Source organism: Gordonia iterans (assembly GCF_002993285.1).
In the GTDB taxonomy this organism is placed as follows: Bacteria; Actinomycetota; Actinomycetes; order Mycobacteriales; family Mycobacteriaceae; genus Gordonia; species Gordonia iterans.
Genome location: NZ_CP027433.1, coordinates 1540894 through 1560241 on the forward strand (window position 1 = coordinate 1540894; position 19348 = coordinate 1560241).

At 70.1% G+C, this 19348-nt stretch carries 18 protein-coding genes; 10 read left to right on the top strand and 8 right to left on the bottom strand.

All coding sequences use genetic code 11. The features are described 5' to 3' along the window. Positions 1-1323, top strand: a complete 1323-nt coding sequence (locus C6V83_RS07190) for a HAMP domain-containing sensor histidine kinase (RefSeq protein ID WP_105941820.1) — start codon at positions 1-3, stop codon at positions 1321-1323. Between the two features lie 22 nt (positions 1324-1345). Here C6V83_RS07190 and C6V83_RS07195 read toward each other — a convergent pair whose 3' ends face one another. Further along, entirely contained in the window at positions 1346-1885 is a 540-nt protein-coding gene (locus tag C6V83_RS07195) for a GtrA family protein (RefSeq protein WP_105943789.1), read from the bottom strand. A gap of 266 nt (positions 1886-2151) precedes the next feature. Between C6V83_RS07195 and C6V83_RS07200 the strand changes: the two genes are divergently transcribed. Both C6V83_RS07200 and purE read left to right on the top strand, forming a co-directional pair. Further along, a complete protein-coding gene (locus C6V83_RS07200; RefSeq protein WP_234353960.1) occupies positions 2152-3375 on the top strand; it encodes a 5-(carboxyamino)imidazole ribonucleotide synthase in 1224 nt (407 codons plus the stop codon). 88 nt (positions 3376-3463) lie between these two features. Then, positions 3464-3976 (top strand): 5-(carboxyamino)imidazole ribonucleotide mutase, encoded by a 513-nt coding sequence (purE, locus tag C6V83_RS07205; RefSeq protein WP_105941822.1) that lies wholly within the window; start codon positions 3464-3466, stop codon positions 3974-3976. Between the two features lie 134 nt (positions 3977-4110). On the opposite strand, the gene C6V83_RS07210 is transcribed toward purE, so the two are convergent. The 4 genes from C6V83_RS07210 to C6V83_RS07225 all read right to left on the bottom strand — a co-directional run bounded on the left by C6V83_RS07210 (position 4111) and on the right by C6V83_RS07225 (position 7189). Beyond that, positions 4111-5124: an NAD(P)H-dependent flavin oxidoreductase gene (locus tag C6V83_RS07210; protein ID WP_105941823.1), complete on the bottom strand. Its 1014-nt coding sequence runs from the start codon at positions 5122-5124 to the stop codon at positions 4111-4113. A 138-nt stretch (positions 5125-5262) separates the two neighbouring features. Next, positions 5263-5979 (bottom strand): GNAT family N-acetyltransferase, encoded by a 717-nt coding sequence (locus tag C6V83_RS07215; RefSeq protein ID WP_105941824.1) that lies wholly within the window; start codon positions 5977-5979, stop codon positions 5263-5265. Further along, complete coding sequence (locus tag C6V83_RS07220; RefSeq protein ID WP_105941825.1) at positions 5976-6812, bottom strand: dienelactone hydrolase family protein; 837 nt, start codon at positions 6810-6812, stop codon at positions 5976-5978. The genes C6V83_RS07215 and C6V83_RS07220 overlap by 4 nt, the downstream gene beginning before the upstream one ends. Next, entirely contained in the window at positions 6809-7189 is a 381-nt protein-coding gene (locus C6V83_RS07225; RefSeq protein ID WP_105941826.1) for a PNPOx family protein, read from the bottom strand. The genes C6V83_RS07220 and C6V83_RS07225 overlap by 4 nt, the downstream gene beginning before the upstream one ends. Before the next feature lie 45 nt (positions 7190-7234). Between C6V83_RS07225 and C6V83_RS07230 the strand changes: the two genes are divergently transcribed. Further along, a complete protein-coding gene (locus C6V83_RS07230) occupies positions 7235-7849 on the top strand; it encodes an ASCH domain-containing protein (protein ID WP_105941827.1) in 615 nt (204 codons plus the stop codon). Here the strand turns inward: C6V83_RS07230 and C6V83_RS07235 are convergent, their stop codons facing one another. Continuing rightward, positions 7850-8482, bottom strand: a complete 633-nt coding sequence (locus tag C6V83_RS07235) for a Type 1 glutamine amidotransferase-like domain-containing protein (RefSeq protein ID WP_105941828.1) — start codon at positions 8480-8482, stop codon at positions 7850-7852. A 433-nt stretch (positions 8483-8915) separates the two neighbouring features. On the opposite strand from C6V83_RS07235, the gene C6V83_RS07240 reads away from it, so the two are divergent. Continuing rightward, positions 8916-10613: an HNH endonuclease signature motif containing protein gene (locus C6V83_RS07240; RefSeq protein ID WP_159067467.1), complete on the top strand. Its 1698-nt coding sequence runs from the start codon at positions 8916-8918 to the stop codon at positions 10611-10613. 543 nt (positions 10614-11156) lie between these two features. On the opposite strand, the gene C6V83_RS07245 is transcribed toward C6V83_RS07240, so the two are convergent. Both C6V83_RS07245 and C6V83_RS07250 read right to left on the bottom strand, forming a co-directional pair. After that, positions 11157-12515, bottom strand: a complete 1359-nt coding sequence (locus C6V83_RS07245; RefSeq protein WP_105941830.1) for an MFS transporter — start codon at positions 12513-12515, stop codon at positions 11157-11159. A gap of 110 nt (positions 12516-12625) precedes the next feature. After that, positions 12626-13561, bottom strand: coding sequence for a LysR family transcriptional regulator (locus tag C6V83_RS07250; RefSeq protein WP_105941831.1), 936 nt, complete (start codon positions 13559-13561; stop codon positions 12626-12628). Between the two features lie 179 nt (positions 13562-13740). Here C6V83_RS07250 and C6V83_RS07255 point away from each other — a divergent pair, with 179 nt between their 5' ends. The 5 genes from C6V83_RS07255 (at position 13741) to mmsB (ending at position 19325) form a co-directional block, all read left to right on the top strand. Further along, positions 13741-14877: an enoyl-CoA hydratase/isomerase family protein gene (locus C6V83_RS07255; RefSeq protein WP_105941832.1), complete on the top strand. Its 1137-nt coding sequence runs from the start codon at positions 13741-13743 to the stop codon at positions 14875-14877. Continuing rightward, positions 14874-15656: an enoyl-CoA hydratase-related protein gene (locus tag C6V83_RS07260; RefSeq protein ID WP_105941833.1), complete on the top strand. Its 783-nt coding sequence runs from the start codon at positions 14874-14876 to the stop codon at positions 15654-15656. The genes C6V83_RS07255 and C6V83_RS07260 overlap by 4 nt, the downstream gene beginning before the upstream one ends. A 62-nt stretch (positions 15657-15718) precedes the next feature. Then, on the top strand, positions 15719-17254 hold the full coding sequence (locus C6V83_RS07265; protein ID WP_105941834.1) for a CoA-acylating methylmalonate-semialdehyde dehydrogenase: 1536 nt from the start codon (positions 15719-15721) through the stop codon (positions 17252-17254). A gap of 6 nt (positions 17255-17260) precedes the next feature. Further along, on the top strand, positions 17261-18433 hold the full coding sequence (locus tag C6V83_RS07270) for an acyl-CoA dehydrogenase family protein (RefSeq protein ID WP_105941835.1): 1173 nt from the start codon (positions 17261-17263) through the stop codon (positions 18431-18433). Positions 18434-18455: 22 nt separating this feature from the next. Then, positions 18456-19325: a 3-hydroxyisobutyrate dehydrogenase gene (gene mmsB, locus C6V83_RS07275; RefSeq protein ID WP_105941836.1), complete on the top strand. Its 870-nt coding sequence runs from the start codon at positions 18456-18458 to the stop codon at positions 19323-19325. Positions 19326-19348 lie beyond the last annotated feature (23 nt).

Below are 19348 nucleotides of genomic sequence, written 5' to 3' on the forward strand. Positions count from 1 at the left end.
ATGCGCGGTCGCCTGCTCCGGACCATGATCGCCTCGCTCCTGGCGATGGCGGTGCTGCTCGGCGTGCCGCTGACGATCGGCACGTGGGCGTGGATCTCGGCGACCGCGAACGCCGATCTCGCGGACCGGCTCAAGACGATGTCGGAGTACGTGCTCGCCGAGGAGGCGGCGGGACAGCTGGCCGGACCACAGGACCTGCACCTGGACCAGTTCCGGTTGCTGGTGCCGCCGCAGGGAAACCTCCGGCTGACCGGCCCGGAAGGGATCACCGAGATAGGTGCGCCGTTGCCGGTGGAACGTCTGTCCCAGTCGGTGACGTTGGGCGAGGGCTACACCCTGACCCTGTCGATTCCGGGCAGCGAGGTCCGGCCCACCCAATGGCTGGCGGTGGGGCTGCTGATGCTGGTGATCGCGGCGTCGGTGGGCGGCGGCGCACTGATCGCCGCGATCACCGCTCGGCGGCTCACCGAGCCCCTGACCCGGGTCGCCGAGCGGGCGGCGGCGATGGCGCGCGGCGATCTCTCGGCCCCCTGGCCGCATTACGGGATCGACGAGTTGGACCGGGTCTCGGCCGCTCTGGCGGACGCCAATGCGGAGATCGCGCGGCGTCTGGAACGCGAGGGGCAGATCATCGGCGACGTCTCGCATCAGTTGCGGAGCCGGCTGACCGCGATCAGTCTGCGGCTCGACGAGCTCACGCTGCATCCCGATCCCGATGTCGTCGCCGAGGCACAGGAGGGCGTCGCCCAGGTGGAGCGGCTGGCGGCCGAACTGGACGAACTGGTCTCCGCCTCGCGCGCCGAGGGGGGAGCACGGACCGAACTGGACGTCGTCGCCCTGGCCGAGACGCTCCTGGACGATTTCGCGGCGCCCTTCGAGTCGGAGGGCAGATCGGTGCGCCTAGTGGTGGGCGAGCCGCCGCGCCCGGTGTCCGGGCGGCCGGGGCGGCTGCGGGAGGCGCTGAGCACGCTGCTGGACAACTCCCTGCGGCACGGCGCGGGCACGACCGTCGTGCGCGTCGACGACCTCGGTTCGGCCGGTGCGGTTCGCATCACCGTCACCGACGCCGGACCGGGGGTGCCCGACGAGATCGCCCCGGACATCTTCCGGCGGGGGTTCTCCGGCGGCAGCGGCACCGGCGTCGGGCTGTCGCTGGCGCGGGCGCTCGTCGAGGCCGACGGCGGGCGGCTTTCGCTCGTGTCCCGCAGGCCCGCGGTCTTCTCCGTCGTCGTGCCGACGGGACCCCAGACCGGCCTGGCCGCGAGACTCCCGGCGAACGGCCCCGAACGCGGTGCGGACGAGCCGGGCCCGGTTCACCGGTGACGCAGCCGCGCGTCGGAGGGTCTCAGTCCGGAGCGCTCACGTCGTCGAGGTCGATCTCCTCCTCGACGATCGGCTTGCGCCGCACGGCACGGAAGGTCCAGAACTTGTTGACCAGGAAGTTCACCGGCACGGTGACCAGAATCGCGATGAGCTGCGACCAGTACTCGCGGGAGGCGATGCCGGCTTCCTCGTGGAAGGGCGGATCCGGCAGGTAGATCGGTGAGCTGGGATTGGTCAGCGCGATCTTGATGATCAGCCCGATCACCGCGGCCACACTGCCCACCGCCAGGAACGGCCAGAACTCCTTCCACCAGGCGGCGTGCTGGGCGCTCTTGAAGGTGAAGGTCCGATTGAGCTGGAAGTTGTAGACGTTGGCCACGAGGAAGGCCACGATCCACACCAGCGCGGTGAACCGGAAGTTGAAGTCCGTGCCGGGGACGGACCAGATGACGTTCTGGGCGTTGACGGTGCCGCCGTTGAGCTTGTTCATGACGATGGCGACCGCCATGTTCACCACGACCCCGGATGCGCCGATGACGCTGAACCGGATGAACTGATGCATCGTCCGCCTCAGTCGCACGGCTGTGGGGTCGGCCATCGTGTCCGTTCTCGTCGTCGTCTGCCCGGGCTGGGGCGGGAGGTGCCGGGCGGCACCGCGTGCGCGCCGGGGACCGGCACAAGGAACCAGTGTACGGCGCGGGGTGCGCCAGACCGGAATCTCCAGAGCGGAATCTACGGCAGGATGTGAGGTCCGCTGCGCGGGATGACAGGATTGACCGCGTGAGTCAGCGTCCAGCCCCCTCCAGTTCCGGTATGCCGACGGTCGCGATGATCGGCGGCGGGCAGCTCGCCCGGATGACCCATCAGTCGGCGATCGCCCTCGGCCAGTGCCTGCGCGTCTTGGCCGGTTCGCCGGACGATCCCGCAGCCGCGGTCAGTGCCGACGTGGTCCTCGGATCGCACGACGACCTCGACGACCTGCTGCGCGCCGCCGAGGGCGCCGTGGCGCTCACTTTCGATCACGAGGGTGTGCCGCTGGTGCACCTGCGGGCGCTGGAGGAGCGCGGCGTCGCGGTGCGTCCGCCGTCTGCGGCGCTCCAGTATGCGCAGGACAAAATGCTGATGCGGGCACGACTGGCCGAACTCGGTTTGCCGGTGCCGGACTTCGCCGATCTCGCCGGGGAGCGCGCGGCCGCCCGGGAGGCGCTGATCGCCTTCGGCGAAGCGCACGGGTGGCAGATCGTGCTCAAGGCGGTGCGCGGCGGCTACGACGGCCGCGGCGTCTGGCTGATCGATCCCTCGGCAGGCTCGGAGCAGGCGCGGGACGAGGCGCTGGCGGTGTTCGACGCCGCGGACGTCGTCGACGGGTCGACCGTGCTGATGGTCGAGCAGAAGGTGGCCATGAGACGGGAGCTGTCGGCGATGATCGCGCGCTCGCCGCACGGTCAGGGCGCGGCGTGGCCGGTGGTCGAGACGGTGCAGCGCAACGGCCAGTGCGCCGTGGTGATCGCGCCTGCGCCGGACCTGGACCCCGAGGTGGCCCAGCGCGCCCAGCAGATGGCGCTCGGTCTGGCCGACGAGCTCGGCGTCGTCGGTGACATGGCGATGGAGCTGTTCGAGACAGACGACGGCGAGTTGCTGGTGAACGAGCTGGCCATGCGTCCGCACAACAGCGGCCACTGGACCATGGACGGTGCGGTGACCTCGCAGTTCGAGCAGCATCTGCGCGCGGTGCTCGACTACCCGCTGGGTGCGACCGCGCCGCTGGCCGGTGTGGTGGTGATGGCCAACGTGCTCGGCGCGGGGGAGGCGCCGGCGATGAGCATGGACGAGCGCCTGCACCATCTGATGGCGCGGATGCCCGAGGCCAAGGTGCACCTGTACGGCAAGGCCGAGCGGCCGGACCGCAAGGTGGGGCACGTCAACGTCGTCGGGCGGCCGGGACAGTCGGTCGACGACGTCCGCGAGCGCGCCGAACGGGCGGCGCACTGGATGAGCCACGGGGTCTGGACCGACGGCTGGGACCCGCATGGAGCTTCCCTCGATGGTTGAGCGAGGAATGTTTCTCTCGATGGTTGAGCGAGGAACGAGTCGCTCGATGGTTGAGCGAGGAACGAGTCGAAACCGAAGGAGCCACTAGATGACGAATCCCCCCGCACCCCGCGTCGGCCTGATCATGGGCAGCGACTCGGACTGGCCGGTGATGAAGCTGGCCGCCGAGGCGCTCGCCGAGTTCGGTGTGCCCTTCGAGGTGGGCGTGGTGTCGGCGCACCGCACCCCGCAGCGGATGATCGACTATGCGCGCGGCGCCGCCGACCGCGGCGTGCAGGTGATCATCGCCGGTGCCGGCGGCGCCGCCCACCTGCCCGGCATGGTCGCCTCGGCCACCCCGCTCCCGGTGATCGGTGTGCCGGTGCCGCTCAAGTACCTCGACGGCATGGATTCGCTGCTCTCGATCGTGCAGATGCCGGCCGGCGTCCCGGTCGCCACGGTCTCGATCGGCGGCGCCCGCAACGCGGGCCTGCTCGCCGTCCGGATTCTGGGTGCGAGCGACGGACACCTCCGGTCGGAGATGACCGAGTTCCAGGCGGACCTGGAGGCCCTGGTTCTGGAGAAGGACGAGAAGCTGCGGCGGTCCCTTCTCGAGGACTGAGCAGATCCGCATCGCTGGTTCACCGGCCGCGTTCTCCGGCTGCCGGATTGGTTTCGTGCAGCCGGAATAACGCGACAGTGCGAAGCGAATCCAACAGTCGGTACGGAATCCGACCGCGTGGGCGCGGGATCAGTTCAGGGGCGCGGCGAGAGCTGCTCGACGACGTCGGCGGCCGGGATCGCCTCGGCGCCGCGCCAGCCGGTGCCCGCCCAGAGGTTGATCACCTGGGCGTCGTCCGCTGCGGCCTTGCGGAGCGGTCCGGTCAGGGTGTTGATCTGGGGATAGACCGGCGGGGCGGCGTCGGTGTGTGCCCGGATGAAGTCGTTGACCAGTCCGCGGGCCAGCCGACCGGAGTAGGCGCGGGTGGTGGCGGTCTCGGTGAATGCCGGATCGGACAGCGCTGCGCGATGTGCGGCGCGGGTCCCGGCCTCGGGGCAGCGCAGGAACAGTGTGCCCACCTGCACCGCGGCCGCACCGGCATCGAGCAGGGCGACGACGTCGTCGCGGCGGCCGACGCCGCCCGCGGCGATCACCGGGGCGTCGAGTCCGCACACCGCCTCGACCAGCTGCCGCACCGGCAGTGCGTGATCGTCGTCGAGGATGTGGAAGGTGCCGCGGTGACCTCCGGCCTCCACCCCCTGCGCGCACAGGGCCGTCGCTCCGGCCGCGATCGCGGTCTCCGCCTCGATCGGCCCGGTGACCGTGGCGATCGCGGCGATGCCGCGGTCGGCGAACGCGGCGAACACCTCGGGCGCGGGGATGCCGAAGGTGAACGAGACGGCCGCGACGCCGGAGTCGAGGAGCACCGCGACCTTCTCGTCGAATGCGTCGTCGGTGTACGCCACGGACTCGGCGAGTCCTGCGCCGAACCGGTCGGCCAGCGGAACCAGGCGCTCCCGGTACCGTTCGAAGGCCTCGGCGTCGAACGGGATCTCCTCGGGGACGAACAGATTCACGCCGAACGGCGCCGACGTCGACGACCGGACCTGCGTGATCTCCTCACGCAGCGCTGCGGGGGACAGGTACGCGCCGGCCAGCAGGCCGAACCCGCCTGCCGCGCTGATGGCCGCGGTGAGCTCGGGCGTCGAGGGGCCGCCGGCCATCGGTGCGCCGACGATCGGGTGGGTCAGGGACGTGGGATCGAACATCGCTTCTTTCCGTTTCGACAGGCTCAACGAGCGAGGGGATTCAACGAGCGAGGGATTCAACGAGCGAGGGATTCAACGAGCGAGGGGATTCAACGAGCGAGGGGATTCAACGAGCGAGGGGTCAACGAGCGAGCGGGGTCAACGGGGGATCTGGGCGATCTCCAGGGGGAGCACGTCTCGCCGGACGAAGCCCATCGACTGGTAGAGGGCGCACGCGGGATTGTCCGTGGTGGTGTGCAAGAAGGGCAGGTCGCCGGACTCCCGGATCTCGTGGGCCACCGCGGCGATGAGGCGGCGCGCCAGGCCTCTCCCGCGAGCGTCCGGGTGCGTGCAGACGGCGCTGATCTCGGTCCAGCCGTCCGGCTTGGCCCGCTCTCCGGCCATCGCCAGGAGCCGGCCGGTCGCCGGATCGCGGAACCCCAGATACGTGCCCAGCTCGATGGTGCGCGGGGCGAACGGGCCCGGGGCGGTGAGCTCGACCAGGGCGGTCATCTCCGGGACGTCGTCCGCCGTGAGGCGCACCAGGCCGGGGTCGTCCGCGGGAACCACCTCCTCACCGGTGTAGAGCACCAGCTGATAGGTCGCCACGACCGTCCAGTCCCCGGGCAGCGGGCTGCTGCGGTCGCGCAGTCCCACGGTGCCCCCGGGTCCGGCGAGCGCGGCCAGGTCGGCGTAGTCGTCGTCGGTCAGCTCGGGCGGATGGGCGAAGAACACCGAGACGTCCGGCCGGTAGGCGATCGCCGTGCCGTGCGACCGGGCGAAGCGCCGGTGGCGTCCACGCAGCGCCGATCCGAACGGGTCGTCGAGCACACGCAGGTCGGGAACGATCCGGTGATCGGTGCCGTCGATCGTCATCCGGCGACCTCCAGCTTGGTCCGGAAGAACTCGATCACCTGATCGAGGGTGTCGCGGGTGGGCTGCCCGGGAGCGTCGATCAGATGCTCAGTCAGGACCGAGTGCGGCGGAATCAGGGCTTCCGGGTTGGCGGCCGAATCCGGCAGCTCGACGCCGATGAAGGCGTCGCCGAGTTGCTCGCGGAGGAACTCGAAGCGCGACCCGGGGACCAGCCGGTCGCCCTCGAACCGCGCGCCGAGGACCTGCAACCCCTTGGCGCAACGTGCCTTGACCGTCTCGAGATCGCGCGAGGAGATGTCGATGTTGCGACGCCGTCCCGGAGTGAACCCGAGCGGGATCGAGGGCTGCGACAGCACCGGTGCCAGCATTCGGTCGTCGACCGCCATCGCCAGCGCGAAACCGCCGGTCACGCACATGCCGACCGCCCCGACGCCCGGCCCGCCGCACTCGGAGTGCGCCTCTGCCGCGAGCGCTCGCAGCCACACCACCACCGGTGAGCTCTTGCCCGTGGCGAAAATGGTGAACTCTCTTGAGACGCAGACCTTTCCGAGGGCCTTGGTCATCGTCGCCGCGACTCTCGGGTAATCGGAGGCGCCGGCCGGAAGCGGGGACGCGCCGTCGTCTCCGAACAGGGAGGGCAGGTAGACGGTGAGCCCGGCGCGTGCGACGCGGTGAGCGAAGTCGAGCACCTTGGGGGTGATTCCGGGGATCTCGGGGATCACGATCACCGCCGGTCCCGAGCCCCGCTGGTAGTAGCGGTGCGTGATGGTCCCGGTCGCCGGGTCGTGGTGGGTGAACTCGTGGGCGGAGAAGCCGTCGAGTTCGCCGATCACGAGGATGCTCCGGTGACTCGGCCGAACAGGACGCCGTCGAACGGACGGCCGACGACCTTGGCGAGGCCGACGACGTCCGGCGAGTCCGGCGGAAGAATCCGCGGACCGGCGATGTGCTGCCGCCGCCCGCCGCGGACCAGCATGAACTCGCCTGCGGCCAGGACGTTCTGAACCCAGTCGCTGTCGGCGCCGTACACGAGAGGGATCGAGAGGCGGCCGTCTCGGACCCAGGCGAGCACCGGCGTCGAATAGGCCGTACCGGAGATGCGCCCGACGTGTTCGACGACGGCCCACGGGGCGAGCCGCGGGGCCCACAGGCCCTGGATCGGATTGGTCACGTATTTGTTGGCGCGGGCGACGAGGCGGGGAACTCTCACGTCTCCATACTGGCCTATCGGCGGCCGGGGTGGGAGCATCGGCGGGTGCTCATCTCCAAGCCGATCGCCGAACAGATCCGCGCCGGAACGGTGACCGCGCAATACCGGCGATGGGATGCGCCGCGGGTGAAGGTGGGCGGCACGCAGTTGACTCCGGCCGGACTCGTGCGGTTCACCCGGGTCGCGCGAGTGAACGACCTCGACAAGCTGACCGATCGCGCGGCCCGCGCGGCGGGGATGAAGGATGCGCAGGCCCTGCGAAAAGCTCTGGCGCCCAGAACGAAACGGGCACCGTCTGCTCGTGGATCGAAGGGCGGCGAGCACGTCTACCGGATCAACCTCGAGTGGGCGGGGGAGGATCCGCGCCTGGCGCTCCGCGAAGAGCTGCCCAACGACGCCGCGTGCGCGGAGATCCTCCGCCGCACGTCGGTGATCGACCGCCGACTGGGCGACGGCTGGACCCGCGACACTCTGCAGTGGATCGAGGAGCATCCGCGGGTGGTGTCCAAGCGGCTCGCCGAACTGCGCGAGGTGGAACTGCAGCCGATGAAGACCGACATCCGCAAGCTCAAGGCCCTCGGGCTGACGATCAGTCACGACGTCGGCTACGAGCTCGCGCCGAGGGGGCGGGCCTATCTCGACTGGTTGCGGCGGCGCTGATCAGCGGGACTCGACGACGGTGACTTCGTCGCCGGAGACGAGCAGCGCCTGATCGTCGTGCAGCAGGGTCAGATCGAACCGGGGCGAGTACTCGCGCACGGTGTCGGCGATCAGTTCGGGCGGGAAGAGCTCGATCCGGCCGTCGGCGTGCGGGATGATCGATGTGCCGACGAAGCACAGTCCGCGGTAGTCGCTGAGTCCCGGTGCGGAAGTGGGATCGTCCATGGTCGACACGGGCTCGATGCTGGCCCCGGCGATCACCGCGCCTGCGGACAGCCCGATGTACGGGAGGCCGTCGCGGACCTTGTCGATCAGGACGTCGGCCAGGCTGTTCCGCCGCAGGTGGTCGAGCAGGACGAAGGTCTCGCCGCCGCAGACGTAGAGCGCGTCGAGCCCGTCGAGGATGTCGGCGAACGACTCGGCCGTGGGGACGTCGCGCGCGGTGACCGTGATCGGCCGGTAGCCGAAGTCGATCAGCCGGTAGCGATCGATCTCGACGAACTCTTCGTTCTGGTACGGGAGCATCGCGTCGTTCAGATAACCGAGCCGGACGTCGCCGGGCTCCTTGCCGGTGTGGTCGGCCAGGAATCCCGGAACCGCACTCGCGCCCCACGACAGCAGTAGGAGGTTCATGGGCCGAGACTAGATGAGTGATTCCCGGTGATGTGACTGGTGTGTCGCGAGGGATCAGGGAGCGAGGTCGCCCAGGAACGGTGTTGCTGACAACAACGTCGACGTAGGAGCCGAGATGTTCACCGATCTGGACGACCTCGCTACCGCGCTCTACGTGACCCGCGACGACTTTCTCGTCGCCCATCGCTCGTTGAGCCGGTGCGAAACGCCGGCCGAGCCCCCTCGCTCGTTGGAGCCGGTGCGAGGCGCCGGCGGAGCCCCCTCGCTCGTTGAGCCGGTGCGAGGCGCCAGCCGAGCGCCGTGTCGAAACGCCCTGCCCGCGAAGCGAAGAGCGTAACTGTCAGAGGGTCGCCGTAGAGTGATCTCAGACACACAAGATGAACGAGAAATCCGGTCGACCAGCGGAAACAATGCTTCGGGGGAGGTGAGCGCCGTGGCCGTCAACGGCATCTCGTACAACAACGATTCTGCCGCTGCCCGTGGTGCCGGTGAGGGTGCGGTGCTCGATCCGGCCGCTTTTGTCGCGACCCTGTCACCGGCAGAACTGTTGGCGGTGCAGACTGCCGCCGAGCAGCGCCTGACCGCCGAGGCGACCGCACTGGTGGCCGCCGAGTCCGACGACGGTCTGTTGGGGTTGCTCGATGCTCGGGAGCAGACCCGTCGCCGCGCCGAAGTGTTCGATGCCGCCTTGTACATCGAGATCTCCGACCGTGGCGTGTACCGGACCGCCGGACACATCTCGGTCCACCAGCTGTACGCCTATGGTGCGCGTCTGGGTGTGGGTGAGGCCGGCCGGCGGCGGGTCACCGCCGAGGGCATCGGCGCGATGGGCGCGTTGACTGGTGAGCGTCTCGAACCCCACCTGGCCGCGACCGCCACGGCGGCCGCCGACGGGGACGCCGGCGGCGCCCACGTCGCCGCAGTGGCCGAGATCATGGACAAACTCCCCACCGCGGTCACCCATGACGACCGGGTGAAGGCCGAGGCCATGCTCGCTGATGCGGCGCGGCGTCTGGACCCTGCCGCGGTGACGGTGGTGGGTAACCGGATCCTGGCGTGGCTCGACCCCGACGGCACTCTGGCCGACGACCACGACCGGGCCCGGCGCCGCACGTTCAATCTGCAGCCGCAGAACCGGCAGTTGATGAGCAAAGTGCGGGCTCTGCTCACCCCGGTGCTGCGCGCCAAACTGGAGGTGATCCTGCATCAGTGGGCCACTGCGGGGATGAACAACCCCGATGACCCGGACTCCCCGGGTGGTGCGGCCGACCAGCCCGGCCTGGACTCCGCCGTCCTGGCGGCTGCGGCAGAGCGGGACACCCGCATGCTCGGGCAGCGTCAGCACGACGCTCTGGAAGCGTTGTGCGACTGGGCCCTCGCCCTGGCCGGGCAACCTGCACCCACCCGGATTCCGTCGCAGACGGTGGTGACGGTGACCGATGAGGATCTGGCGCGTCAGGCCGGGATCGGCTGGACCGCCACTGGTACCCGGATCCCGGTGTCGGATCTGGTGCAGTTCGCCGCTGACACGGTCCCGTATCTGGCGGTGTTCTCCAAAGCCACGGGACAAATCTTGTATATGGGGCGGGCGAGCCGGTTCGCGACGGCGGCGCAGCGGTTGGCGTTGTTCGCCCGTGACCGGGGGTGCACCGCGCCGGGCTGCACGGTGCCGTTCATCCGTACCCAAGCCCACCACCCTTCGACCGCGTGTCGTCGCAAGCTCCGCCACGCATGCTCAGGCCCACGCATGCCGGATTGGACCGACGACGGCCAGACCGATATCGACCGTCTGGGTGTGGCGTGCGGACGGCACAACCGCATGAACGGCACCACCCCGGGCCATTGGGAGTCGACGGTCCTCACCTTCGGTCCCGACGCCGGACACGTCGGCTGGCGACCCGTCGGACGCGGCACCCGGTGGCAGAGCAACATCATGTTCCACCCCGAACGCCTCGCCCCCGAACGACCGGCACCCGACCCCGGGCACGGCCACCCCACCGCGGGGGCCGGACCAGACGACTCCGGACCACCCGGCGACCCTGGACCGTGCTCGCCGAGTTCGGGGACGCTCCAGGACGCTACCGCAGCTCCAAAGCCTGCAAGAACTACGCCGGGACCCCACGCAGCTTGACACTCAACAACCAGGGATGTCTGACCGCACCACCGCGGCCAGGCTGTCCGTGCTGCCCAGGAGTGCCGACATCCGACACCCGACGCCGTCCGCCTTCACCAACCGGATCAGCGGCCCACAGACAGACGACGTACGCAAGTGCGCCGGCGTTCGTCGGCTGGGCTCCGGTGAGTGCCCAGCCCTCGGTGTCCGTACCGGTGTCCTTGTCGTTGCGTTTAGCAACGCCGATCCTGAACGGCCTCAAACTAAAATCCCACGCGACACACCAGTCACATCACCGGGAATCAATCATCTAGTGTCCCGTGTCGGAAGTTTCTCGATGGTTGCCGGGAGTCCGATGGGCGGCCGGCAAGGCGGACGAGGGAGGGATACCGGCAGGTATCCTGACCGAGGACAACGCCGCCAGACGTTCATCGGGCCCCGGCATACCGCGAAAGAACTTTCGACACGGGACACTGGTGTCTGGTGTCGGCGGCCGGCGATCACGCGGCCCGGCCTGCGTTCCGGAATCGGGGCGCAGGCCGGGCGTCGTCGTGCGGATGCTCAGTCGAGCGGTACCGCGGCCTCGTCTGCCCGCATACGCGTGCGGCCCGCGAGGGCGACGGTGGACAGCAGGCTGATCAGGGCCAGTGCCGCGAGCATCACACCGATCGAGAATCCGCCGTACGCGGCCGCCAGGCCGGGGGCGATCAGCGGCGGGATCGCACCGCCCAGGATGCCGCCGAGGTTGTAGCCCGCCCCGGCGCCGGTGTAGCGGAAACGGGTCTCGAACAGTTCCGGCAGGTAGGCACCGACCGGTCCGAATGCCAGGCCGAAGATGGCGAGCGTGCCGGCCAGACCCAGTCCGAACGCGGCCGGGGTGCCGATGTCGAGGATCGGGAACAGGGCCAGCGCCCAGAAGAAGGCGGCGACCGAGGCGCCGATGATCACTGGTCGGCGGCCGACCCGGTCCGACCAGACGCCGCCGAGCAGGGTGGTGGCGGCGAGGATGACGGCGGCGCCGATGCCGAAGGCGAGCACCATCTGTCGGTCGAGCCCGCCGCCGTCGGCTTTGGTGCCGTACGCGGTCAGGTAGGCGGTGCCCATGTAGAAGAAGGCGAACGGGAAGGTCATCAGCCCGGCCGACAGCAGGACCTCCTTCGGCTGGAGCTTCATGACCTCCAGGAACGGCAGCGGCTTCTTCACGCCGGCCGCCGCGTCGGCGGCAGCGGTGCGCTGGTGCGCCTTGAAAGCGGGGGTCTCCTGGATGTTCAGGCGGATGTAGAGGCCGACGATCACCAGCGCGCCGCTGGCGATGAAGGGGATCCGCCAGCCGTAACTCATGAACACGTCCTCACCCAGCAGGATGTCGCTGAGCAGGAAGGTGGTGCTCGAGAGGGCGAAGGCCAGGGCGGGGCCCATCTGGGGGAACACGGCATAGTAGCCGCGCTTGCCGACCGGGGCGTACTCCGCGGTGAGAAGGTTGGCTCCGGCCCATTCGCCGCCGACCGCGAGGCCCTGGACGAAGCGCAGCACGACGAGGAGTATCGGGGCCAGCACCCCGATCGTCGCGGCAGTCGGCAGCAGGCCGATGGCCACGGTGGCGACGCCCATCATCAGCAGGGTGGTGACGAGGGTGCCCTTGCGGCCCAGCTTGTCGCCGTAGTGGCCGAAGACGACGGCCCCGAGCGGGCGCGCGAGGAAGGCGACGGCGAAGGTGGCGAACGAGGCGACCGTGCCGGCAGTCGCGCCGAGCGCCGGGAAGAAGATGTGCGGAAAGACCAGAGCCGCGGCCGTGCCGTAGATGAAGAAGTCGTAGTACTCGATCGTGGTGCCGATGCAACTCGCGACGGCGACTCTCCGCATGGAGGTCGGCGTCGCCGGGGGCAGCGGAGCCTTCTGCGGTGGCGTGTCAACTGACATGTAGGGGTACCTCTCCTGGATGGGACGACCTGTCGCCGTCACATCCAGAGATGATTGTGTGGCAGTTCACACCGCGATACCCCCGAAAGAGGGGTATGCCGGAATCGGTGTCAGTCGACGGCCGGCAGGAGCTCGTCGCGGCGGCCGGCGACCTCGGCGCGCACGGCATCGCGGATGGCGAGCACGGTGGGGCTGGCGAGCCGGTCTCGGCGGGCGGCGAGGGAGAAGGTGAGGCGGACGTCGACTGCGCGCGGGAGGATCCGCTGCAGGTCGCCGTGGCGGTCGGCGACGAACGCGGGCAGCAGTCCGACTCCGCCGCCGCACCGGGTGGCCGCCACCTGGGCGAAGACGTTGGTGGACATGAGAGTCGGCGTCACGCCCGGCAGGTGCTTGTCGAGGTCGAGTTCGCCGACCTGAAGCAGGGAGTCGACGTACCAGATCAGCGGATGGCTCCGGATCTCGTCGAGGGTTTCCGGTGTGCCGTGCTCGGCGAGGTAGTGCTGCGCGGCGTAGAGGCCGAGCGAATAGTCGCTGACCGGTTCGGACACCAGGCGGGCGTTGGCGGGCACGCCGAGCGTGATCGCCACGTCGAATCCGGACTGGTGCAGGTTCAGTTCGCGTGTCGCGGTGAGGAGTTCGACTGTCAGATCGGGATGCGCCGCCCGCAGACGGACCATCGCCGGAGCGACGAAGCAGGCGCCGAATGCGTCGGGGGCCGTGACCCGGGCGTTGCCGCGCAACAGGTGCTGGTCGCCGCCGGCCACGGCGCCGACGGCGCGCTCGACGGCCGCTTCGATGGGGTGCGCGGATTCGGCGACGGCGCGACCGCGCTCGGTCAGCGACCAGCCGGCGGCACCCTGCTGCAGCAGGCGGGTACCCAGCGCGCGTTCCAGCGCGCGGATGCGGCGCGTCACCGTGCTGGCGTCGACGCCCAACTCGGCGGCCGCCGAGGCCCGGTTCCGGGCCCGGGCCACGGTCAGGAGGTACCGCAGGTCGTCCGCGCGGATCGACCGTGGATCGACCGGGGCGCGGGGCGGAGGGGGCATGGGTCAGATCGTAGGCGAAACACCAGCCTCGGGGAGCACGTCTGCGTGCAGAACTGCCCGCCCGGTGGTGCATCTCTGCGCATTGACGCCACCGCCGACTGCCTTGACGATGAGATGCAGAACACACAGCGGCGGCGGTGAGACGAGACCCGTCAGACGACCAGAACCGAGGAGAGACGATGCCCCACAGTGATCGGCCCAGGAGTGATCACGCGGAAGCGGTGGTGGTGGCCGAGGAGTCCGACGGCATCGGCACGCTCACGCTCAACCGGCCGGCGGCGATCAACGCGCTCAATCGTGAGATGGTCGCGATCCTGACGGCGGTGCTCGACGACTGGGCCGTCGATCCCCGGGTGCGCGCGGTGGTCCTCGACGGGGCCGGCACGCGCGGCCTGTGCGCCGGCGGCGACGTGGTCGCGATCCATCGCGATGCCGTCGCGCTTCGTGGCGCCGGCGACGAGGCCGCGGCCGCCAGCGACTCCGCCGCGTTCTGGCGCGAGGAGTATCGTCTCAACGCGGCCATCGCCGACTATCCGAAGCCCTACGTGGCGATCATGGACGGCATCGTGATGGGCGGTGGCGTCGGCGTCTCCGCGCACGCCGGCGTCCGTGTCGTGACCGACCGGACGCGGCTGGCGATGCCGGAGACCGGTATCGGGCTGGTGCCCGACGTCGGCGGCACCTGGTTGTTGAGCCGGGTCCCGGGTGAGCTGGGCACCTATGCGGCCCTCACCGCGACCCAGCTGTCGGGTGCGGACGTGATCGCACTGGGCCTCGCCGACCACTACGTGCCCGCCGAACGACTCGGCGCTCTGCGCGCGGGCCTGGTCGCGGTATCGGTCGACGATGCGCTCGCCGCCGTGGCCGCTGATCCCCCGGAATCGTCCCTGGCACAGCAGCGCGAGTGGATCGCCGAGGCCTTCGCCGCCGACACGGTGGCCGAGATCGAGGAGAACTGCCGGGCGCTGGGCACCGCCGAGTCGGTGGCGGCCGCCGAGGCGCTCGCGGCGAAGTCGCCGACCGCCGCGGCCGCCACCCTGGCCGCGTTGCGGGCCGCTCGCGAGGACTCGTCGCTGCGGGATGCGTTGCGGCGCGAGTACCGCACCTCGCTGCGCTGCCTGCAGCACGGCGACCTCGCTGAGGGCATCCGCGCCCAGGTGATCGACAAGGACCGGCGGCCCACGTGGCAGCAGGACGACACGCGTGCGGTGCCCGCCGACGAGGTCGCCGCCTTCACCGCACCGCTGCCTGCCGGTCTGGAACTGACCTTCGGCCCCGGAACCGCCGCCACGACCCTCGAGGAGACCCTGCGATGACCGCATCCCGATACGCCACGATCACGACCGAGACGAGCGGCCGGGTCGGTGTGGTCCGGCTCGACCGGCCGCAGGCGCTCAACGCCCTCAACAGCGAGCTCATGACCGAGGTGGTCGGCGCAGCCCGTGCGTTCGACGCCGACCCGGAGATCGGCGCGATCGTCCTCACCGGCTCCGACCGCGCTTTCGCGGCAGGCGCGGACATCAAGGAGATGGCGGCGCTGAGTTGCAGCGACGTCCTCACCCAGCGCTTCTTCGCGGCGTGGGACCGACTTGCCGAGTTGCGCACTCCGACCATTGCCGCGGTCAACGGTTACGCCCTGGGCGGCGGATGCGAACTGGCGATGCTCTGCGACATCATCATCGCCGGCGAGACCGCGGTATTCGGTCAGCCCGAGGTCGATCTGGGCACCATCCCCGGCATCGGCGGATCCCAGCGGCTGACCCGAGCGGTCGGCAAGGCCAAGGCGATGGACATGATCCTCACCGGGCGCCGGATGAAGGTCGACGAGGCCGAACGCCTCGGACTCGTGGCCCGTGTGGTCCCGGCGGAGCAGACCGTGGCGGTGGCGATCGAGGTGGCCGCGGAGATCGCCGGCAAGTCGCAGATCGCGAACGCGCTCGCCAAGGAGGCGGTCAACCGCGCCTTCGAGGGCGGCCTGGCCGAGGGCGTGCGCGCCGAACGCAACCTGTTCTACGCCACCTTCGCCACCGAAGACCGCGCCGAAGGGATGGCTGCCTTCGTCGAGAAGCGCCCGCCGAACTTCGTGCACCGCTGACCCGGGGCCGCACACCCGGCCCGCCCCGCACACCCAGAGAAATCCCAGATCAGGAGAAACCCGTGACCCAGACCATCGACCATTACATCGGCGGCCAGCGCACCACGACCATCGCCGGTGCGCCGGCGTCCTCGCGCCGCGCCGACGTCTACAACCCGAGCACCGGACAGGTGCAGGCGCAGGTGCCGCTGGCCTCGGCAGCCGAGGTCGGCGCCGCCGTCGAGATCGCCGGCCGGGCCCAGCGTGAGTGGGCGTCCTGGAACCCGCAGCGGCGGGGCCGCGTGCTCATGCGCTTCGTGGACCTGGTCAACGAGAACATCGAGGAGCTCGCGACGCTGCTGTCGCTGGAGCACGGCAAGACCCTGCCGGACGCCAAGGGCGACATCCAGCGCGGCGTCGAGGTGATCGAGTTCTGCATCGGCGCCCCGCACCTGCTGAAAGGCTCCTACACCGAGGGCGCGGGCTCGGGGATCGACGTCTACGACATGCGCCAGCCGCTCGGCGTCGTCGCCGGGATCACGCCGTTCAACTTCCCGGCCATGATTCCGCTGTGGAAAGCCGGGCCGGCCCTGGCTTGTGGCAACGCCTTCATCCTGAAGCCCTCCGAGCGCGACCCGTCCGTTCCGGTCCGTCTCGCCGAGCTCTTCACCGAGGCCGGTCTGCCCGACGGCGTCTTCCAGGTGGTCCACGGCGACAAGGAGGCGGTCGACGCACTGCTGACCCATCCCGACGTCAAGGCCGTCGGCTTCGTCGGCAGCTCCGACATCGCCGACTACATCTACTCCACCGCCGCCGCGCACGGTAAGCGCGCGCAGTGTTTCGGCGGCGCCAAGAACCACATGATCATCCTCCCGGACGCCGACCTGGATCAGGCCGCCGACGCACTGCTCGGCGCCGGCTTCGGCAGCGCCGGGGAGCGATGCATGGCGATCAGCGTCGCCGTCCCGGTCGGGGAGCAGACCGCGGAGGCGCTGCGCGGCAAGCTGGTCGAGAAGGTCGAGGCGCTGCGCGTCGGGCATTCGCTCGACCCCGAGTCCGACTACGGGCCGCTGATCACCGCGGCGGCACGGGAGCGGGTGCTCGGCTACATCGACGCCGGGGAGGCGGCGGGCGCCGAGGTCGTCGTCGACGGCCGCCACCGCGGCCCGGCCCGCGACAGCTTCGACGGCGAGAGCATCGAGGGCGGCTACTACGTGGGACCGACCTTGTTCGACCACGTCACCAAGGACATGACCATCTACACCGACGAGATCTTCGGCCCGGTGCTGTGCATCGTCCGGGCCGCCGACTACGAGGAGGCTCTGGCGCTGCCGAACGAGCACGAATACGGCAACGGGGTGGCCGTGTTCACCCGCGACGGCGACGCCGCCCGCGATTTCACGTCGCGCGTACAGGCCGGCATGGTCGGTGTGAACGTGCCGATCCCGGTGCCCGTCGCCTACTACACCTTCGGCGGCTGGAAGCGGTCCGGGTTCGGCGACCTCAATCAGCACGGCACGACGGCGTTCCAGTTCTACACCAAGACCAAGACGGTCACCTCCCGCTGGCCGTCCGGCGTCAAGGACGGCGCCGAGTTCGTCATCCCGACGATGGACTGAGGGGCGATGACGGAGATCTCCGGCGGCACTGCCGGCCTCGACGACGACGAGCGCGTCCTCGTCGAGACCGCCGCGGCCTTCGCCGCCAAGAAGCTGGCGCCGCACGCTCTCGACTGGGATGCGCAGCGGCACTTCCCGGTCGCCGAGCTGCGCGAGGCCGCCGAACTCGGCATGGGCGCGATCTACTGCCGGGACGACGTCGGCGGCTCGGGCCTGCGCCGGCTCGACGGGGTGCGCATCTTCGAGCAACTGGCCTACGCCGATCCGGCGGTGGCGGCGTTCCTCTCGATCCACAACATGTGCGCCTGGATGGTGGATGCCTACGGCACTCCGACGCAGCGGGCGGAGTGGATCCCGCGGCTGGCGAGCATGCAGACCATCGCCTCGTACTGTCTGACCGAACCCGGAGCCGGATCGGATGCGGCTGCGCTGGCCACTCGGGCCGAGCGGGTCGGCGACGAGTACGTGCTCAACGGCGTCAAGCAGTTCATCTCGGGCGCGGGAGCGTCGAACCTGTACGTGGTGATGGCCCGCACCGGCGGTGCGGGGCCGAAGGGGATCTCCACCTTCCTGGTGCCGGCTGACGCACCCGGGCTGAGCTTCGGTGCGCAGGAGCACAAGATGGGCTGGCATGCGCAGCCGACCGCGCAGGTGATCTTCGACGATGTGCACGTCCCCCGGTCCGCGCTCCTCGGCGAGACCGAGGGGATCGGATTCGGCATCGCCATGCGCGGGCTCAACGGCGGGCGGATCAACATCGCCGCCTCCTCGCTCGGCGGAGCACAGGCGGCCTTCGACAAGGCCGCGGCCTATGTCGCCTCGCGAAAGGCGTTCGGCGGCGCGCTGATCGACGAGCCGACCATCCGGTTCACTCTGGCCGACATGGCCACCGAGTTGCAGGCTTCTCGACTGATGCTCGCCACCGCGGCCCGGGCGCTGGATGCGGGCGATCCGGATGTGGTGGAGCAGTGCGCCATGGCCAAGCGCTTCGTCACCGACGCGTGCTTCGCCGTCGCCGACCGGGCGCTGCAATTGCACGGCGGGTACGGCTACTTGACCGAGTACGGGATCGAGAAGATCGTCCGGGACCTGCGGGTGCACCGGATCCTTGAAGGAACCAACGAGATCATGCGGATGGTCGTGGGGCGCTCGATCGCCACGCGGTACCGCGACGCCTGATCGAACGAAGGAAGAGAGCACCGTGAAGACAATCGCATTCCTCGGACTGGGGAACATGGGCGGTCCGATGGCCGCCAATCTGGCCGCCGCCGGCCACACCGTGCACGGGTACGACCCGATGCCCGCTGCTCGTGAGGCCGCAGCCGAGACCGGCGTGCAGGTGCACGACACCGCGTCTGAGGCGGCCTCCGGCGCCGCGGTGATCATCACGATGCTCCCCAACGGGGCCGTGGTGCACGCGGTGTACGACGAGGTGCTGCCCGTCGCCGGCGCCGGCACGCTGCTGATCGACAGTTCGACCATCTCGGTCGACGATGCCCGTGCCGCGCACACGCGCGCCGTCGAAGCCGGGCTGACGCAGGTCGACGCGCCGGTGTCGGGCGGTGTCAAGGGCGCGGTCGCGGGCACGCTGGCCTTCATGGTCGGTGGGGACACCGAGGCGTTCGACGCCGCGCGGCCAGTGCTGGAGCCCATGGCCGGCAAGATCATCCACTGCGGTGAGAGCGGCGCCGGGCAGGCCGCGAAGGTGTGCAACAACATGCTGCTGGCGGTGCAGCAGATCGCGGTCGGGGAGGCGTTCGTGCTGGCCGAGCGGCTGGGTCTGTCCGCGCAGGCACTGTACGACGTCGTGACCGGCGCGACGGGCAACTGCTGGGCGATCGAGGTCAACTGCCCGGTGCCCGGGCCCGCCCCGGAATCGCCGGCCAACCGGGGCTTCACGCCGGGCTTCGCGACCGCCCTGATGAACAAGGACCTCGGGCTGGCGATGAACGCCGTCGCGAGCACCGGCAGCCGGGCCCCACTCGGTTCCGAGGCGGCGCGCCTGTACTCGGACTTCGCCGAGCAGCACGGCGGCCAGGACTTCTCGGCCATCATCGAGACCCTGCGCTGACCGCATCGTGCACGGCGGCGCTT

Bases quoted from the DNA above. Each gene is read 5' to 3' on its own strand.
- C6V83_RS07190 (WP_105941820.1), top strand. From the start codon at position 1: ATGCGCGGTCGCCTGCTCCGGACCATGATCGCCTCGCTCCTGGCGATG.
- C6V83_RS07195 (WP_105943789.1), bottom strand. From the start codon at position 1,885: ATGCATCAGTTCATCCGGTTCAGCGTCATCGGCGCATCCGGGGTCGTG.
- C6V83_RS07200 (WP_234353960.1), top strand. From the start codon at position 2,152: ATGATCGGCGGCGGGCAGCTCGCCCGGATGACCCATCAGTCGGCGATC.
- purE (WP_105941822.1), top strand. From the start codon at position 3,464: ATGACGAATCCCCCCGCACCCCGCGTCGGCCTGATCATGGGCAGCGAC.
- C6V83_RS07210 (WP_105941823.1), bottom strand. From the start codon at position 5,124: ATGTTCGATCCCACGTCCCTGACCCACCCGATCGTCGGCGCACCGATG.
- C6V83_RS07215 (WP_105941824.1), bottom strand. From the start codon at position 5,979: ATGACGATCGACGGCACCGATCACCGGATCGTTCCCGACCTGCGTGTG.
- C6V83_RS07235 (WP_105941828.1), bottom strand. From the start codon at position 8,482: ATGAACCTCCTACTGCTGTCGTGGGGCGCGAGTGCGGTTCCGGGATTC.
- C6V83_RS07245 (WP_105941830.1), bottom strand. From the start codon at position 12,515: ATGTCAGTTGACACGCCACCGCAGAAGGCTCCGCTGCCCCCGGCGACG.
- C6V83_RS07250 (WP_105941831.1), bottom strand. From the start codon at position 13,561: ATGCCCCCTCCGCCCCGCGCCCCGGTCGATCCACGGTCGATCCGCGCG.
- C6V83_RS07255 (WP_105941832.1), top strand. From the start codon at position 13,741: ATGCCCCACAGTGATCGGCCCAGGAGTGATCACGCGGAAGCGGTGGTG.
- C6V83_RS07260 (WP_105941833.1), top strand. From the start codon at position 14,874: ATGACCGCATCCCGATACGCCACGATCACGACCGAGACGAGCGGCCGG.
- C6V83_RS07270 (WP_105941835.1), top strand. From the start codon at position 17,261: ATGACGGAGATCTCCGGCGGCACTGCCGGCCTCGACGACGACGAGCGC.